The following is a 14509-nucleotide window of genomic DNA, read 5'->3' as shown; positions in this document are numbered from 1 at the left end:
ACGGAACGCCCGGACTTGGGAAACAGGAAGTGCGCCTTGCCTATGTGCTCAATACGCAGGCAATTCATAAGGCAATGGATTGCCTGGAAAAAGCGCTTGAGGTATACAAGAACATCGTGTAGTGATGACAGCCTGATTCACCTGATGACTGATCTAAATGTATCCACTGCTCGCTTACCACGTATCCCTTACAATTCACCACCCGCTTCCCCAACTCCCCCTGTATTTTCTTCTTACAAACTGGTTGGCCGGTTCAAAATTGGTGATGCGCATATTTTCGCCATCCCAGAGCAATTGTTTCCTGCCGTGGAATTTCCGGTTGCCTTTTGCATCCGTTTCAAAATGATTATAGCTGTGCACCGCAAGGTTACCCATGAGTACGGTTTCGGTTAATGGTCCCGATTTATCAAAAGAAGAGCTTGTATACGCGCCAAATCCCTGCTTGCAGGCCTTTACCCATTGCTGCTGGTGTCCTTCGGTACCTTCTTCCACGAAAGCAAATTTTGATTTCGGAAGTTCGGTTTCCTTCATTTTTCGGGTGGGCAGCAGCGTTGGGTTACGGCCAAAGAGCCCGGCCATGATCTTCCCCTTTGTGCCTTCAAAAATGATCCCGCCGTCGTATTCGCCCATTTCTTCATCGGGAAGCAGTTCAACAGGGCATACCAAACCATTTCAACCGCAGGCATGTTTTCCCTTGCCGGGAACTGTATATGTGTTTTGGCAGAAGGGGGATAGCTGTCGGTGTAAATGGCTTCTTCAAAAAACCCTGTATATACCGAGCCCACGCTGGTCTCCACTGCAACCGGGTAACCCAGCTTCAATGCGCGGTAGGGCACATCAATAAAATGACAACCCATATCACCAAGCGAGCCCGTTCCAAAATCAACCCAGCCCCGCCATATGGCCGGCAGGTAAGCGGGATTATACTCCCTGGAAGGCGCTGTGCCCAGCCACAGCTCCCAATCTAATTCTTTGGGTACACTATGCTTTCCCGTGGGAGCGGGTACGCCCTGGGGCCAGGTGGGGCGGTTCGTCCATACATGCACGGTATGCACATCGCCGATGATCCCGTCCTGCACCCAGGTTTCAATAAGGCGGGTGTCGTCGCCGCTGCTGCCCTGGTTGCCCATTTGAGTAACCACTTTGTATTTTGCCGCGGCGCGGGTAAGCATCCGGGCTTCGTAAATATCGTGGGTGAGCGGTTTTTCGCAATACACATGTTTGCCTGACTGCAGGGCAGCCATGGCCTGCACAAAATGCATATGGTCGGGCGTGGTAATGATCACTGCATCAATGTTTTTACTTTCCTTTTCAAGCATCTGCCGGAAATCTTTATAATAGGGCGCTTTGGGCCATCGCTTCCGCCCGTTTACCGCCTGGCGGTCATCCACATCGCAAAGCGCTACTATATTATCCGATCCTTTATTAAATGCATAAGGCAGGTTTACTTCCGCTTTACCGCCCACACCTATGCCGGCGATATTTAATTTATCGCTGGGAGCGGTATATCCTTTTCCCAGCACATACCGTGGTACAATAAAAAAGCCTGAAGCGGCAAGCGCCGTATGCTGTATAAATTTTCTGCGTGAATTGTTTTTCGTGCGGGCAGGCATAATATAAAATTTTCCGTTAAGGTAGGAAGAAGTTCGGAAGTTTATGATTTGTACCTGCCGGTTTTCGTTTCCTGCGGGCATTTCTGTTATATGCGCCCAAAACCCGGTACATATAGCTCCTGCCGTTGGGAGACGTGGGAACCGGGCTGCAGAGGTTTCTCCGGAAAAGCAGTTCTCTTCTTTTGAAACGATCCCGCTTCGATGTTTTCAGGGTAGTAATGTGACGATTCAGTTAACTTTGATGCAATGTCATGAAGCGGCTTTTACTACTTATACCGGCAATTCTCTTTATACCGGCAATTTATGCAGCCGGCAACGAGCCCGGTAATGGGTATGCTGCAACCGCGGTTTTTATAAAGAAAGACCCCACAGCAAATTTTTGGAAATGGTTCAAAGCAAATGAAAAACGGCTCAGGAAATTTGAGGAAAACCCCAATGCCTGTTTGAACGAGTTGCTGGAACAGGTAAAGAAAATACGGTCAGGACTTGCCATTGAGCTGGAGCCACCCCAAAATGGCATCATTCGCATGACGGTTTCTGCCGATGGAAATGAAGACCTGTTTGAACTTGTTCGGCAGGTGGTTAACAAGGCACCTGCAATAAAAGGATGGAAGTTCATCGCTTTCCGGCAAAGGATGGCCCCGGAACAATTAAGGAGAATGAAACTGAAAGCACAGCATCACGAACTGGACCCCGAACAAATGAAATTCTTTCCCGTAATCAATGGCGACACCCTCGACCTGATCATTTATGCAAAGGGCATAACGGAAGAAAACTATAACCAGGTAGCCTATGGCGGACTGCTTTTGCTCGACAATATTCTTGGTGAATACGACTGTGCGACAAAAGTGCGCAGCTACGACTTTCATGATATGCCGTCGGCAAAGGAAGAACTGGAAGGGTTGCTCCCGCTTTTAGAGCTGGCAGCATACGTTGACCAATTCCACAGCGTAAAAAATAACTTGTGACTGGTTCTTTGCCGCCCGGCAAAAGAAGAGCAAATTTCAAATCGTTATAATCCTTCGAGATCTGTCTCACTTAACGATGTTCAGTAGTTCCTGTACCTGCAGGCTTTAGCTACATTAATTTCTGTTTCCCGCTTTTTGTGTTTCTAAAATAAGCCGTCAAAGATAAAATGAGCATTCCTGCTGCAGTAAGGTAGATCCAGGCGGGAATTGGTATAGGGTCACCGGCAGCATAGGAATGTAATCCGGACAGATAGTAATTTACCCCGAAGTAAGTAAATATAATTGACCATATCGCCCACAGGCTCACAATATTAAAAGTTAGTTTACCCCTGAGTTTCGGAACCAGTCTCAGGTGGAGTACCACGGCATAAAATATAACCGAAATAAATGCCCAGGTTTCTTTGGGATCCCAGCTCCAATACCTCCCCCAGCTTTCGTTGGCCCACATTCCTCCCAAAAAAGTACCTATGGAAAGGGCAAAGAGTCCTACGGTTAAAGCCATTTCATTGACTATGGTCATCTCCTTGATGGAATGCGCTATTTTGTTAGTGGGTTTTGCGCTGAACAGTATTAATGAAATCACGCTCAATACAGCCGACAGCCCAAAGAATCCGTAACTGGAAGTGATGATGCCTACATGAACCATAAGCCAATAGGATTTTAGAACCGGTTCCAGAGGAGTGATCTGCGGATCGAGCATGGATCCTCCGTGCGCAAACCCCATCATGATCATGGCAACCAAAGCTCCGGCTGCAGGAATAAAGGCATTGCGGTTCCTGTAAAGAAGCAGTCCCGAGAGCACACCGATACCGGAAATAAATACAATAGCCTCATAGCCGTTGCTCCAGGGAGCATGCCCGGAAAGATACCAGCGAACGGCTAAAGTTATCCCCTGAATGGCCAGCGCTGCGATCATTATTGCCAACAGCGCTTTGGTGAGCATACGGATCATGCGATTATATTTTGACCCCGACGAAAACACTTCCGCAAAACCAAGCATGATCATACACATGCCCAAAAAGCTGTACGCTATCATCAGCCAAAAGAAAACGTTCAGATGATTATAGAGAATTTCCAGATTGACTTTTGAGCTCGACGGAACGATCTTTTTTCCCCAAACCTGCTGGTATTCACGGATGTCTTCAATGCTTTTATCCGCATTGTTATAGTTCCCGGTTTTCAGACCTTCTTTTACTCCGTTAAAATAATTGGTCAGAAGAGGATAAGCTGTCTGGTCAATTTCTACAGCGCTTTCTTCAGAGCTATAGATCCAACTCCTCCATGTTTGTGCCGGATCATTTTTTACAGGAATGATCCGGGTATAATATCCAAAAGCGATACTGCTAAAAATATTGAATCGTTCTGTAACTTCTATAACCCCCTTGTCGTAATTGGACTGGTTGGCTTTTCGCTTGCTGAAAGATTTGTTATACTGTTTTTCCAGCTTAAATATTCCGGTATTCGGGTCTACAAGGTTCGTATAAGAAGTATAACCTTCTGCATTGGCGCCGGTTTCTTTTATCAGTTCATCACCTCCTTTTTGACTTACTTTAATCAGTGGTTCATTGGCCCAATACCCTGGGTCAACCTGCATGGAAATAAACCATTGTTCCGAAGACAGGGTGAGCGGCCCTTTTTGATATGCATCTTTCTTGTAAATCTTCCTGAGCATTTCCAGCGTGTGTGTATTCACAGGTTTAATACGGCCCTGAAAATCCTGAACCAGGAGATGTCCGAATTTTTTAGCATGAGCCGGGTCAATAATTCTGTTGGAATCCAGCTCACCGGGTTTTGCAAACTGGTCGGCTGGTCCTGGTTCATGCCGCGGAACGGTCGTCATATCATTTGTTGCGGCTGTACTGTTCTGGGCGAAAGAGGGATTTATTCCGGGCGCCAAAAGCAATAAAAAAGGCAAAAGAATAAAACTTTTCCTGTGCATTTTTTTTAATGAATGATTCAATTTCCAGAAATGAGTGCCTTTCCAGAACAGCGTGAAAAACAGTCCTGTAAACAACAGGAAATATCCAAAGTAAGTAACATTGGTACCCCACCTGTCTGCATTTACAGAAAGGATGGTCCCGCTTTCATCAGGGAAATAACTTGCCTGAAAAAACCGGTATCCCCGGTAATCCATCACATTATTCATAAAAATGACATGCTGTTCTTCCGTTCCTCCGTCAATGACTGTTATCTTACTTTCATAAGATGACGGGTTGTTTGACCCCGGATAACGATCGAGCAGAAAATCATCACAACGCAAAGAGAAATCCGTATAGAGTATTTTGGAACCAAATCCCAAAGACACATTCAGCCCATTGATGCTTACGGTTTTATTGAATCCGGTAACGCCCTGTCCGCCTTTGATCAACAGTGTGTCGCTTTCATTTCCTGAGTTCAATTCTACCTGGATGGCGCTCAAAAGATTTTTATCCGCCGGGTCATTTTTGTCCCCGTTGTAATAGACTATTTTTCCTTTGAAAGATTTTTTTGGAATGATAAAACGGGCATTATCAATGGTATAAAGTGCCCTGTGATTGAGGTTAGCGGGCTCATTTGCTTTAATGTTGCCGGAATGTTGAGCCAATAATGCAGGATCGGTTACCATACCCATTTGCTGTCCTTCCATAGACATATACTGCGCGTTGACCGGAGAGGCAATCGTTAGGATACCATCCTTTTCTGTTAATTGAACGGCGCCCTGTGCGGGGTTGTTGAAACTGAATATCGTTCCGTCAATGTTTTTGATTTCACCTTCGGGAATATAATTATTCAATCTGCCTCCCTGTGCTATAGATACAATGTTGAGGATCTTCTTTCCGGATTCCGTTGTTTGCACAGAGTCTTTAGCCAGCGGAATATAATCGAGGGTTTTTAAAGAAATGGTTTTATTGTCAAACCGGTAATCCTGTTCAAAGGTTCTTTTGAAAGGCCACCTGGTGTCTTTAGCATTAAAATAAGACATCATGTAGGGGTGTTTGTCATACCTGAGTGTTTTCTTTCCATCGGTTACATTCAGTTGGAAATAAGTGAGGTCGCTTATAATTTCATTGGTGGTCTGCCTTTCTTTGATCGGCATTTGTCCTTCAAAACTGATGTAGCGTGTGATGGCGCCTCCAATGAACATAAAAATAAAAGCCAGGTGAAATACCAGCAGCGGCCATTTTTCTCTTTTTGTAAGACTGTAGGTTTTAATATTTGCAGCGAACAAAATGATCAGCCAAAGCATCAGGATCTCAAACCATGCCGAATTGTAAATGAGTGTTTTTGCAGTAGCTGTATCATAGTCATTTTCCACAAAAGTTGCAACGGCCATAGAAATGCCGAACAATAGCAGAAGAACCGTCATGGTACGGGTGGAGAACAGGATTTTTTTCAGGCGTTTCATTTCGTTTCCAACGATTTAAACCTCGTCTCAATTTGCGGGGGATTTTTGTAAGCGGCACACATTTTATCAGTGCCGGATTTTGATAAAAAAAGCATCTCTTTAAGGCGTTTTTCCTTTTGGGATTGGGTCCCCTAAAGAGATGCATACAAAAGCGGTATATCTGATTGGTTAATTTTTTATTTTTTACACTACCATGCCTACAGGGATTTCAGATATTCAGTAAGATCGGCCTTTTCGGCAGTACTTAACTTAAGATCTTTTACTTCATTGTATCTTGTTACTACGTCAGCCAGGGTTTCTGCAGAGCCATCGTGAAAATAAGGAGGGTGTTGCCAGATACCTTTTAATGGTGTAACTCTCCACTGCTTTGTGGCCGACCGGTTTACATAATCTTTATCCACCGCCACGGAGGCGCTTTGAGGATGTAATTTTCCACCGTCTGTAACATCGGTAAATAAAGGCCCGGAATGACAACTCGCGCACTGTGCTTTACCCATAAAAAGCACTTTGCCTTTAGCCGCGGCAGCAGCGTCAAATGAATTGGCAGGTGGTTCAGGCGCTGCAATAGAATATTGATATGCCTGTAAAGCCGGAAGTTTATCTGTTACCAAATCATCACCTTCCCTGTGATCAACTACCCAGCCGTCAAGACGTGCATCAGCAAAATAACCGTGGCCGTGCATTTGGGTAACCGCTACATACCTGTTCCAGTAAGCCACAGGTCCCGCAGGCTCATGTTCTACATCCCCGTCACCGGTGAAAATTGCTTTGGGAAGGCCGTATAAACCATATGCAGGTGGGATGACAACCGGGTTATTCAGGCCATCATGGTTGAATCTGGGGTCGTAAAAACCAGGCTTCCAGGAAGCGTAAATATCTTTTGTAGCCTGGTCTAAGGCGGGAGACAAAGAGATGATCAAACCAGGGTTTAGATCCCTGTTTGGCCAACCGTCCAAACGCTCCCCTATACCTGGCGCAAACGAGTCGTCAACAGTTGAATGACACAGCGCGCAGGTAATTCCCATTCTGACCAACGTTAAAGTACCATCCGGGTTTTGGCTTACCTGCCCTTTTACCCCAACCACAGCATTGTTTTGTAACAGCACAAGCGTGGTTTGAGGGTCATCTAAATCAACCTGGCCTGCTTGTATTGCGGCAACAACAGCGGCCGGCAAAGCAGAAGCATCTACCTTTAAACCCACAGCCAAAGCGGTACTGGGACTTACTGCGGCTTCTATGACCTCGTTCATATGTAACTGATCTGTCCAAAACGTTTCATCGCCAAAAGTCTCGTATCGGAATACCTCCTGACCCTGCTGAACCAATTGCGGATCCAATGGGGGTAAATTTACGTCGCCCTTACCGGGAGGAATGCGTCCACGATCATTTTTTTTACAACTAAAAAGACTAACCATAGCAATTAGCAGCAGCGTAGAAATCATAAGCTCTTTTTTCATGATCTTTTTTTCTGTTTATTGTGCGTTAATAATAATCTTCCAGTGATGCTGAATTCAATCGAACCCCGGTTTCAGTAAGATTAGATGAATAACACTCAATTTGGTTACAAAAGGATAAAGTTTAATCTTCCCGTCAATGTATCATCAATTATTTGAAGTTATCTTGTCCTGATAACAATTTGTCAGCCGGCAAACAGGTTTAAAAAATATTTTGGAAAAATTGATATGAGGGTAGGAACCGTTATTGCTGCCACAGCAAAAAGTTATCAACGGTAGTAAGACAGGATAGGAATTGTTTTAAATTTGCCGGCTTGTGCAGAAAGTATTATCCAAATGATTACAACCAGGTCGTTCGTAACATATCATGATTCTCCTGTTGGCACACTTCAGATTAAAAGCTCTGCTGAAGCCATTCATGCCATACTGTTTGTAAACGCATGGAAAGGGCCGAAGCTTGATGAGGATGAAATGAGGGATAGCGGGCACAGTGCTCTTGTGAAATTATGTACCGCACAGTTAGATGAATATTTTGAAGGGAAGCGGCGGGTATTTGATTTTCCTTTTACGCAGGAGGGTACTGCGTTTCAGCAAAAGATATGGAATGCGCTGCTGGAAATACCATTCGGGAGAACCATTTCTTACATGGAGTTAGCCAAACGAACAGGCAATATAAAAGCCATTCGTGCGGTGGGAACCACCAATGGAAAAAATCAATTGAGCATTGTAGTGCCCTGTCATCGTGTGATCGGCGCCAACGGAAGCCTGGTGGGCTATGGCGGCGATCTGTGGCGAAAAAAATGGCTGCTGGATCATGAAGCGAAATATGCATACGGGGTGCAGGAGCTGGGAGACTGGTGAAGTATGGTTGCAAGTTGCAGGTTTCAGGGTGCAGGGAGAAGAGGAGGAACGATAGACGGGAAAGGTAAAAAATTTCTCTTCCCGCTTCTCACCGCAGGTTTAAGGTATGAGGCTGCAAACCCGGAACCCGGTCTGATCTCAAATCTTAAATTTCAAATATCAATCCGAAGGGGGGAAGCCCGTTCTTATATCCCTTCTTTTCATTTTCAAATTACCGGCTTACTGTATGTTCCTGGCAGAAAAAGCAGCGGCATGAACCGGTTGCGTGCGGCCAATGCGGGACTTTGAGTATATACATTTTGAAATAAGCTCTTTATGAATAGCTTATATTTGGCGTGTGATAGTAACCGTTTGTTTAAAATAATATAGTATGAAACCCGTAGTTCAAATTTCCCTGGATCTTACAAATATTGATGAAGCCCTTGAAACAGCCGCATTGGCCATGCGTGCCGGTGTAGACTGGCTGGAGGCGGGCACGCCATTGATCCTTGCAGAAGGTCTGCATGGCGTTCGAAAATTGCGCGAAGCTTTTCCCGGTATTCCCATTGTAGCCGATTTAAAAACAATGGACGGCGGTTATCTTGAAGCCGAAATGATGGCAAAGGCCGGTGCTACACACGTGGTTGTAATGGCAAGAGCGCATGAAGAAACCATTAAATGCGTGGTAAAAGCAGGGAAAGATTTTGGTGCGAAAGTAATGGGCGACAACCTGGGATGCCCCGATATGGTTGCGGCGGGTAAATGGTTGGAAGACCTGGGTTGTGATTATGTGATCCATCATATAGGTTACGACGAAAGACGGGGCATAGCGGCGCAGGGTAAACGTATGCCCAGTCCGCTGGACCAGTTGCGCGAAGTAGTGAATGCGGTTACTGTTCCTGTACAGGCAGTGGGCGGACTGAGCCTGGAACAAGCCATCCGTTGCCCGGAGTATGGGGCGCCATTAGTGGTGCTGGGTGCACCGCTTACCATTGATGCCGATGCATTTAAAACCGCCGATGGCGACCTTGAAAGCTCATTGCGCCTGATCTGTGAAAAAATACATGCGTATGGAGAAATTTGAAATTTGAGATGTATTCGTTTCGGCACATGCTGTGCATCATTGATATCAGGATCAGATTTCAAATAAGCAGTTTAATTGGGTTATGGCTGATGCCTTAGCCCTGGCGCCACAGTCGGCTTAATATCAAATTTCAAATCATAAATTTTAAATCGTTATATGAAATCAGCAGCAGTAGTAAATTATGCACCGGAGAAAGGGTCGGTTGAGATCCGTGAAATAGCGCAGCCGGAGATCGGTGAAGACGATGTATTATTGGAAGTGGCCAATGTGGGCGTTTGCGGCAGTGACCTGCACCAATGGACAGCCGATCACAGCTGGCATGTAAACTACCCCGTGGTTCTGGGACACGAATTTGGCGGGCATATTGTGGCTTTGGGCAGCCGTGTAGCGGGCTGGAAGGAAGGCGACCGTGTGGTGAGTGAAACAGCAGCGGTAATAGATCCCAACAGTCCCATGACCAGGAGCGGTTTGTATAATTTGGATCCTTCGCGCAAGGGTTTTGGTTATGGCGTAAATGGTGCCATGACAAAATACGTACGCGTCCCGGCCCGGTGCCTTCACCGTGTACCCGACCAGTTGGCATTTGAGCAGGCCTGTTTAACAGAGCCCTGCTGTGTGGCATTTAATGCTGTGGTGGAAAACAGCAGGCTGAAGCCCGGCGACAGGGTAATTGTTTTGGGGCCCGGCACCATCGGTATTCTTTGTGCGGCAATGGCAGGGCTCTGTGGTGCAGAAGTAGCCATTGTAGGACTGGAAGCCGACAAACACCGCCTTGAAATAGCAAAACAATATGGTTGTGAAGCCATCATAAGCGATGCAACCGCCTGGGCTACGCAACGGGATGGATTGGGTGCAGATTGTGTCATTGATGCTGCAGGGGCCAGTATTACCCTGAAGATGGCCATGCAACTGGTACGTCCCAAGGGGCATATCGCAAAAGTAGGCTGGGGTCCGCAACCATTGGGCTTTTCGCTCGACCAGCTGGTACAAAAAAATGTAACCCTGCAGGGCAGCTTCAGTCATAACTGGCCAATATGGGAAAGAGTGATCGCCCTGCTGGCAAGCGGACAATTGGATGTAAAGCCCATTATCGGCGGCGTATGGCCCGTAACCGAATGGCACGAGGCATTTGAAAAAATGCATAAAGGAGAGGTGGTGAAGAGCGTGTTGAAACCAGTGTAGCCAGTTTGTAGTTTATGGTTTATTATTTGTAGTTAACAGCAATACTAAACCATACGCTTTTCCTCCTGCCGGCTATTGGTTTGGAAGCCTGGAGTGTAAAGAACCATAAACTGTAAACAACAAACCATAAACTATCCTTCCCGTTAGCTATTAGCTTTGAAGCCTGGGGTATAAAGAACCATAAACCACTAACCATAAACTATAAACTATTCTTCCAATGCGTTTACAAAACAAAGTAATCATCATCACCGGAAGTTGCACGGGTATTGGAAAAGCCATTGCGCAACGCTGCGTGGCGGAAGGCGCCCGTGTGGTAATTCACGGGTTGGAAAAAGAATGGGGCGAAGCGGTTGTGGCAGAGTTGGGAAAAGATAAAGCGGTGCTGCTTATAGAAGACATCAGCAATGAAGGTGCGCCGCAGCGGCTGGTGGATATGGCTGTTAATACGTATGGACAATTAGATGCCGTGGTCAATAACGCGGCTATTGTGGCTTCTTCCAATATACATACCACCGATCTTGATTTTTTGAGAAAAATATTAGAGGTCAATACCATTGCTCCTTTTGCATTAATAAAAGCCGCATTGCCGCATCTTCGCAAACAAAGCGGCTGTGTGCTCAATATCGGATCGGTAAACGCCTTTAGCGGTGAGCCCAATTTGATGGCATACAGTATATCAAAAGGTGGTTTAATGACACTCACCCAAAACCTGGGCGATACGCTTTTCAGGGAAGACGGCGTAAGGGTGAACCAGATCAATCCCGGGTGGGTGCTTACCGAAAATGAGGCTATCCGTAAACGCGAGCACGGACTGCCAGACGACTGGTATAAAGATCTGCCCAACGTGTATGCACCTGCAGGCCGTATCATTTGGCCGGCAGAAATTGCCGCTGCCGCTGTATACTGGCTGGCCGATGAATGCGGCCCCATAAGCGGGCAGGTGATGACCCTGGAACAATACCCGTTCATCGGCCGCAATCCGCCGAAGGATACTTCTACTATACCGGTGAAACCCGGGGGAAATACCAAATAATAAATTACAAGAACCAAATTACAAGAACCAAATAAATAAATCCGAAGCCGGAAGCTCTAAATCCGAAGGAATACAAACCTGAAACTTGTAACCTGTTCCAAGATGTGGTCGGTACCTGACGAAAGGAAGGTCAGACCGCATTTGAAGGAAAGCATGAAAGGGCTATAAAAATTATAGATGAAACCTACAATACTTACACCCTACAGGTTACCTTTCTACTCAAATCACAAAAAACAATAATTGCAAACCTGCCCGTAGAGAATGCTAAATTCAAAGCGGAAAGTTCGAAATTCGAAAAAGATAGTAGTCAAGCCCCTTTGATCTAATAAGAAAGAGTAAAACAAAAAATATAGTACGGTGCCTAAATTATTACTGGTTTTATTTTTTTTCTCATTACATGCAACAACCTTTACACAAACCGTTATAAGGGGAGTGGTATATGATGCTGAAACGAAGGCGCCGCTATCTTATGTGAATATAGGCATCAAAAATAAAAATATTGGTACAGTATCCCGGGCAAACGGAACTTTCTCAATTGAAATACCGGCACAAAACGAAGTGGATACGCTGACATTCTCTATGGTCGGCATCCGTAAAAGACAGCTTCCCGATCTTCATAAATCTGCCCGGCAACCATAATGCAAAACGGAAAAGAAATTTCAGTGTCGTTTATTTGCTGGATGGCAATGCTTATTTTGATGCAGTTGCCGAAGAAATAGGAAAGCAAAAAAAAGATGCGATCCTGGTAGGTATCGGTTATAAGAATGCTTTTCTCATGGATTCATTGCGGAACAGGGATTATACATTTCCCCAGGCAGCGCCACAGGACAGTTTTCCCATAAGCGGAGGCGCTGACCGGTTCCTGGCGTTTATAAAAACCGAACTCATACCGTTTATTGACAAAACCTATCGCACTGATACCGCTGACCGTAGTTTGATGGGACATTCATTGGGAGGGTATTTTACCTTGTTTGCCATGCAACAGGGATTATTGAACAGCAATAATACATTTAAGCAGTACGTTGCTGCCAGCCCGTCATTGTATTATGGCGACCAATATCTTTTTAAAACGTTACAAAATACTGAGCCGGGCAGTGCCGATCCTCAAGCTTTGATTTTGACCATCGGCGAAAATGAATTAAAGGAAGATACAACAGTTCATGAATATTTTGATTTGTTTGTAAAGTATATGAATGATGAAAAATATAAAAACATAAAATTGATCACCGAAGTATTCCCGTCATTCGAGCATATGGACACAGGGATCCCAACTTTTGCAAAAGCATTACAGGAATTAAGATAACTCATTGGATATTAAATTTTAAAATTCTCAATTTCCACATTCCTCACATTCACCCGCTGCGGTCTGACGCTCCATCTGTCGCGTACCGACCGCTTCATTTTCACATCTCCACATTCACCACATTTCCCACATTTCTTTTTTATTTCAAGTAATTTTGGTCATACTCATTTGGAACGAATATGTTAAAGCTCCCCGTATACTTGGATAACAATGCTACTACACCGGTTGATCCGGAAGTGCTGCAAGCCATGCTCCCTTACTTTACGGAGCATTTCGGCAATGCTGCCAGCCGCAATCATAGTTTTGGCTGGGTAGCTGAAGAAGCGGTGACCCAGGCACGCGAACAGGTGGCGCAACTGATACATGCAGCACCTTCTGAAATTGTTTTTACATCCGGCGCTACCGAAGCCATTAACCTGGCCATGAAAGGGGTATATGAAATGTATTCCACAAAAGGCAATCATATTATAACCTGTGCTACCGAACACAAAGCGGTGCTGGATACCTGCAAACATTTGGAAAGATCGGGTGCGGAGCTGACTTGCCTGGAGGTGAACCGTGAGGGGATAATTGATTTGAATTTGCTGAAGGCAGCGATCCGGCCAAATACAGTGCTCATCAGCATTATGACGGCCAACAATGAAACGGGCGTGCTGCAGCCGGTGAAGGAAATAGGCGCTATCGCTAAACAGCATGAAATTATTTTCTTTACAGACGCCACGCAGGCTGCAGGTAAAATACCCGTTGATGTGCAGTCCGATAATATAGATCTGCTTTGCCTGTCGGCACATAAGATATACGGTCCCAAAGGCGCAGGCGCTTTATATGTGCGCAGGAAGAACCCCCGTGTTCGGCTGGCAGCTCAGATAGACGGCGGCGGTCATGAAAAAGGCATGCGCAGCGGTACGCTGAACGTGCCCGGCATAGTGGCTTTAGGCAAAAGCTGCGCGTTGGGCATGCAAAAAATGGATGAAGAATCCAAACGCATCGGCGGATTAAGGGACCAGCTTGAAAAAAGTTTATTACAGTTGAATAACGTTGCGGTAAATGGAAATAGAGTGCACCGCCTTCCTAATGTAACCAATTTATCTTTTGCAGGGATACCCGGCAACAGGCTGTTAACAGAGATCAGCCGTACGATAGCCGTGTCCTCCGGCTCTGCCTGCACTTCTGCCAATCCCGAACCGTCGCATGTACTGAAAGCAATGGGAGCAGCAGATGACCTTGCTAAAAGTTCCATCCGTTTTGGATTGGGAAGATTTACCACGCAGGAAGAAATTGAATATGCCGTTGAAACGGTAAAAAAGATCCTGCAAAACCTGTGAGGTTTGCAGCGTTGCAAGTCTCACAGGTTTTGCCCCCTGAGTTTAGGAAACTCTTTTTCCAGCGCCAAATACAGCGATCGAAAAATAGCGAACTGCCGCATATATATTCTATGTTTTTCCCTGTGGGGATAAAATGTTTTACCGGCTTCGGAGAATGAGCGGGCGGCACTGAGATTTTCTGATAGGCCGGTTGCAAAGCGCCCCAGCATGGCTGCGCCGGTAGCGGATGCATCTGCCTGGTCATTCACCACCAATTTTTTATTGAATATCACTATTGTCCGACTAAAATAAGCTAAAATGAGACAAAAAAGGGCAGTTCGTT

General features: G+C 45.7%; 13 protein-coding genes. 8 read left to right on the top strand and 5 right to left on the bottom strand.

Annotated features, from left to right (window positions below):
• Positions 1-195: 195 nt before the first annotated feature.
• The gene (locus PLH26_RS13640) at positions 196-492 is read right to left on the bottom strand and encodes a hypothetical protein (RefSeq protein ID WP_324586581.1); all 297 of its coding nucleotides are present in this window, start codon (positions 490-492) and stop codon (positions 196-198) included.
• 35 nt (positions 493-527) lie between these two features.
• Complete coding sequence (locus PLH26_RS13635; RefSeq protein ID WP_324586580.1) at positions 528-1613, bottom strand: Gfo/Idh/MocA family protein; 1086 nt, start codon at positions 1611-1613, stop codon at positions 528-530.
• Between the two features lie 251 nt (positions 1614-1864).
• On the opposite strand from PLH26_RS13635, the gene PLH26_RS13630 reads away from it, so the two are divergent.
• Positions 1865-2581, top strand: a complete 717-nt coding sequence (locus PLH26_RS13630; protein ID WP_324586579.1) for a hypothetical protein — start codon at positions 1865-1867, stop codon at positions 2579-2581.
• Between the two features lie 109 nt (positions 2582-2690).
• On the opposite strand, the gene PLH26_RS13625 is transcribed toward PLH26_RS13630, so the two are convergent.
• Together PLH26_RS13625 and PLH26_RS13620 are read right to left on the bottom strand one after the other, a co-directional pair.
• Positions 2691-5966 (bottom strand): cytochrome c biogenesis protein, encoded by a 3276-nt coding sequence (locus PLH26_RS13625; protein WP_324586578.1) that lies wholly within the window; start codon positions 5964-5966, stop codon positions 2691-2693.
• Between the two features lie 197 nt (positions 5967-6163).
• Positions 6164-7423 (bottom strand): hypothetical protein, encoded by a 1260-nt coding sequence (locus PLH26_RS13620; RefSeq protein WP_324586577.1) that lies wholly within the window; start codon positions 7421-7423, stop codon positions 6164-6166.
• 333 nt (positions 7424-7756) lie between these two features.
• On the opposite strand from PLH26_RS13620, the gene PLH26_RS13615 reads away from it, so the two are divergent.
• From PLH26_RS13615 to PLH26_RS13585, 7 genes are all read left to right on the top strand, one after another.
• Positions 7757-8281: a methylated-DNA--[protein]-cysteine S-methyltransferase gene (locus PLH26_RS13615; RefSeq protein WP_324586576.1), complete on the top strand. Its 525-nt coding sequence runs from the start codon at positions 7757-7759 to the stop codon at positions 8279-8281.
• A 370-nt stretch (positions 8282-8651) separates the two neighbouring features.
• The gene (locus tag PLH26_RS13610; protein ID WP_324586575.1) at positions 8652-9344 is read left to right on the top strand and encodes an orotidine 5'-phosphate decarboxylase / HUMPS family protein; all 693 of its coding nucleotides are present in this window, start codon (positions 8652-8654) and stop codon (positions 9342-9344) included.
• Positions 9345-9500: 156 nt separating this feature from the next.
• A complete protein-coding gene (locus tag PLH26_RS13605) occupies positions 9501-10526 on the top strand; it encodes a zinc-binding dehydrogenase (protein WP_324586574.1) in 1026 nt (341 codons plus the stop codon).
• Between the two features lie 217 nt (positions 10527-10743).
• The gene (locus PLH26_RS13600) at positions 10744-11559 is read left to right on the top strand and encodes an SDR family NAD(P)-dependent oxidoreductase (RefSeq protein WP_324586573.1); all 816 of its coding nucleotides are present in this window, start codon (positions 10744-10746) and stop codon (positions 11557-11559) included.
• A gap of 357 nt (positions 11560-11916) precedes the next feature.
• Positions 11917-12198 carry a carboxypeptidase-like regulatory domain-containing protein gene (locus tag PLH26_RS13595; protein ID WP_324586572.1) on the top strand — a complete coding sequence of 94 codons (282 nt, stop codon included), beginning with the start codon at positions 11917-11919 and terminating at the stop codon, positions 12196-12198.
• Positions 12170-12862, top strand: coding sequence for an alpha/beta hydrolase (locus tag PLH26_RS13590; protein WP_324586582.1), 693 nt, complete (start codon positions 12170-12172; stop codon positions 12860-12862). Before PLH26_RS13595 ends, PLH26_RS13590 begins: the two co-directional genes overlap by 29 nt.
• Before the next feature lie 179 nt (positions 12863-13041).
• Entirely contained in the window at positions 13042-14187 is a 1146-nt protein-coding gene (locus tag PLH26_RS13585) for an IscS subfamily cysteine desulfurase (protein WP_324586571.1), read from the top strand.
• Between the two features lie 20 nt (positions 14188-14207).
• On the opposite strand, the gene PLH26_RS13580 is transcribed toward PLH26_RS13585, so the two are convergent.
• Positions 14208-14509, bottom strand: a 302-nt coding sequence (locus PLH26_RS13580; protein WP_324586570.1) for a hypothetical protein, incomplete at its 5' end; no start/stop codon positions are given.

It is taken from the genome of Agriterribacter sp. (assembly GCF_035444585.1).
Taxonomy (GTDB): domain Bacteria; phylum Bacteroidota; class Bacteroidia; order Chitinophagales; family Chitinophagaceae; genus Agriterribacter.
The sequence above is the reverse complement of the archived record's forward strand: the minus strand, read 5'-3'. Positions and strand labels throughout refer to the sequence as shown.

Excerpts from the sequence above, each read along its gene's own strand:
- PLH26_RS13610 (WP_324586575.1), top strand. The coding sequence starts at position 8,652 with ATGAAACCCGTAGTTCAAATTTCCCTGGATCTTACAAATATTGATGAA.
- PLH26_RS13585 (WP_324586571.1), top strand. The coding sequence starts at position 13,042 with ATGTTAAAGCTCCCCGTATACTTGGATAACAATGCTACTACACCGGTT.
- PLH26_RS13600 (WP_324586573.1), top strand. The coding sequence starts at position 10,744 with ATGCGTTTACAAAACAAAGTAATCATCATCACCGGAAGTTGCACGGGT.
- PLH26_RS13605 (WP_324586574.1), top strand. The coding sequence starts at position 9,501 with ATGAAATCAGCAGCAGTAGTAAATTATGCACCGGAGAAAGGGTCGGTT.
- PLH26_RS13630 (WP_324586579.1), top strand. The coding sequence starts at position 1,865 with ATGAAGCGGCTTTTACTACTTATACCGGCAATTCTCTTTATACCGGCA.
- PLH26_RS13625 (WP_324586578.1), bottom strand. The coding sequence starts at position 5,966 with ATGAAACGCCTGAAAAAAATCCTGTTCTCCACCCGTACCATGACGGTT.
- PLH26_RS13615 (WP_324586576.1), top strand. The coding sequence starts at position 7,757 with ATGATTACAACCAGGTCGTTCGTAACATATCATGATTCTCCTGTTGGC.
- PLH26_RS13620 (WP_324586577.1), bottom strand. The coding sequence starts at position 7,423 with ATGAAAAAAGAGCTTATGATTTCTACGCTGCTGCTAATTGCTATGGTT.
- PLH26_RS13635 (WP_324586580.1), bottom strand. The coding sequence starts at position 1,613 with ATGCCTGCCCGCACGAAAAACAATTCACGCAGAAAATTTATACAGCAT.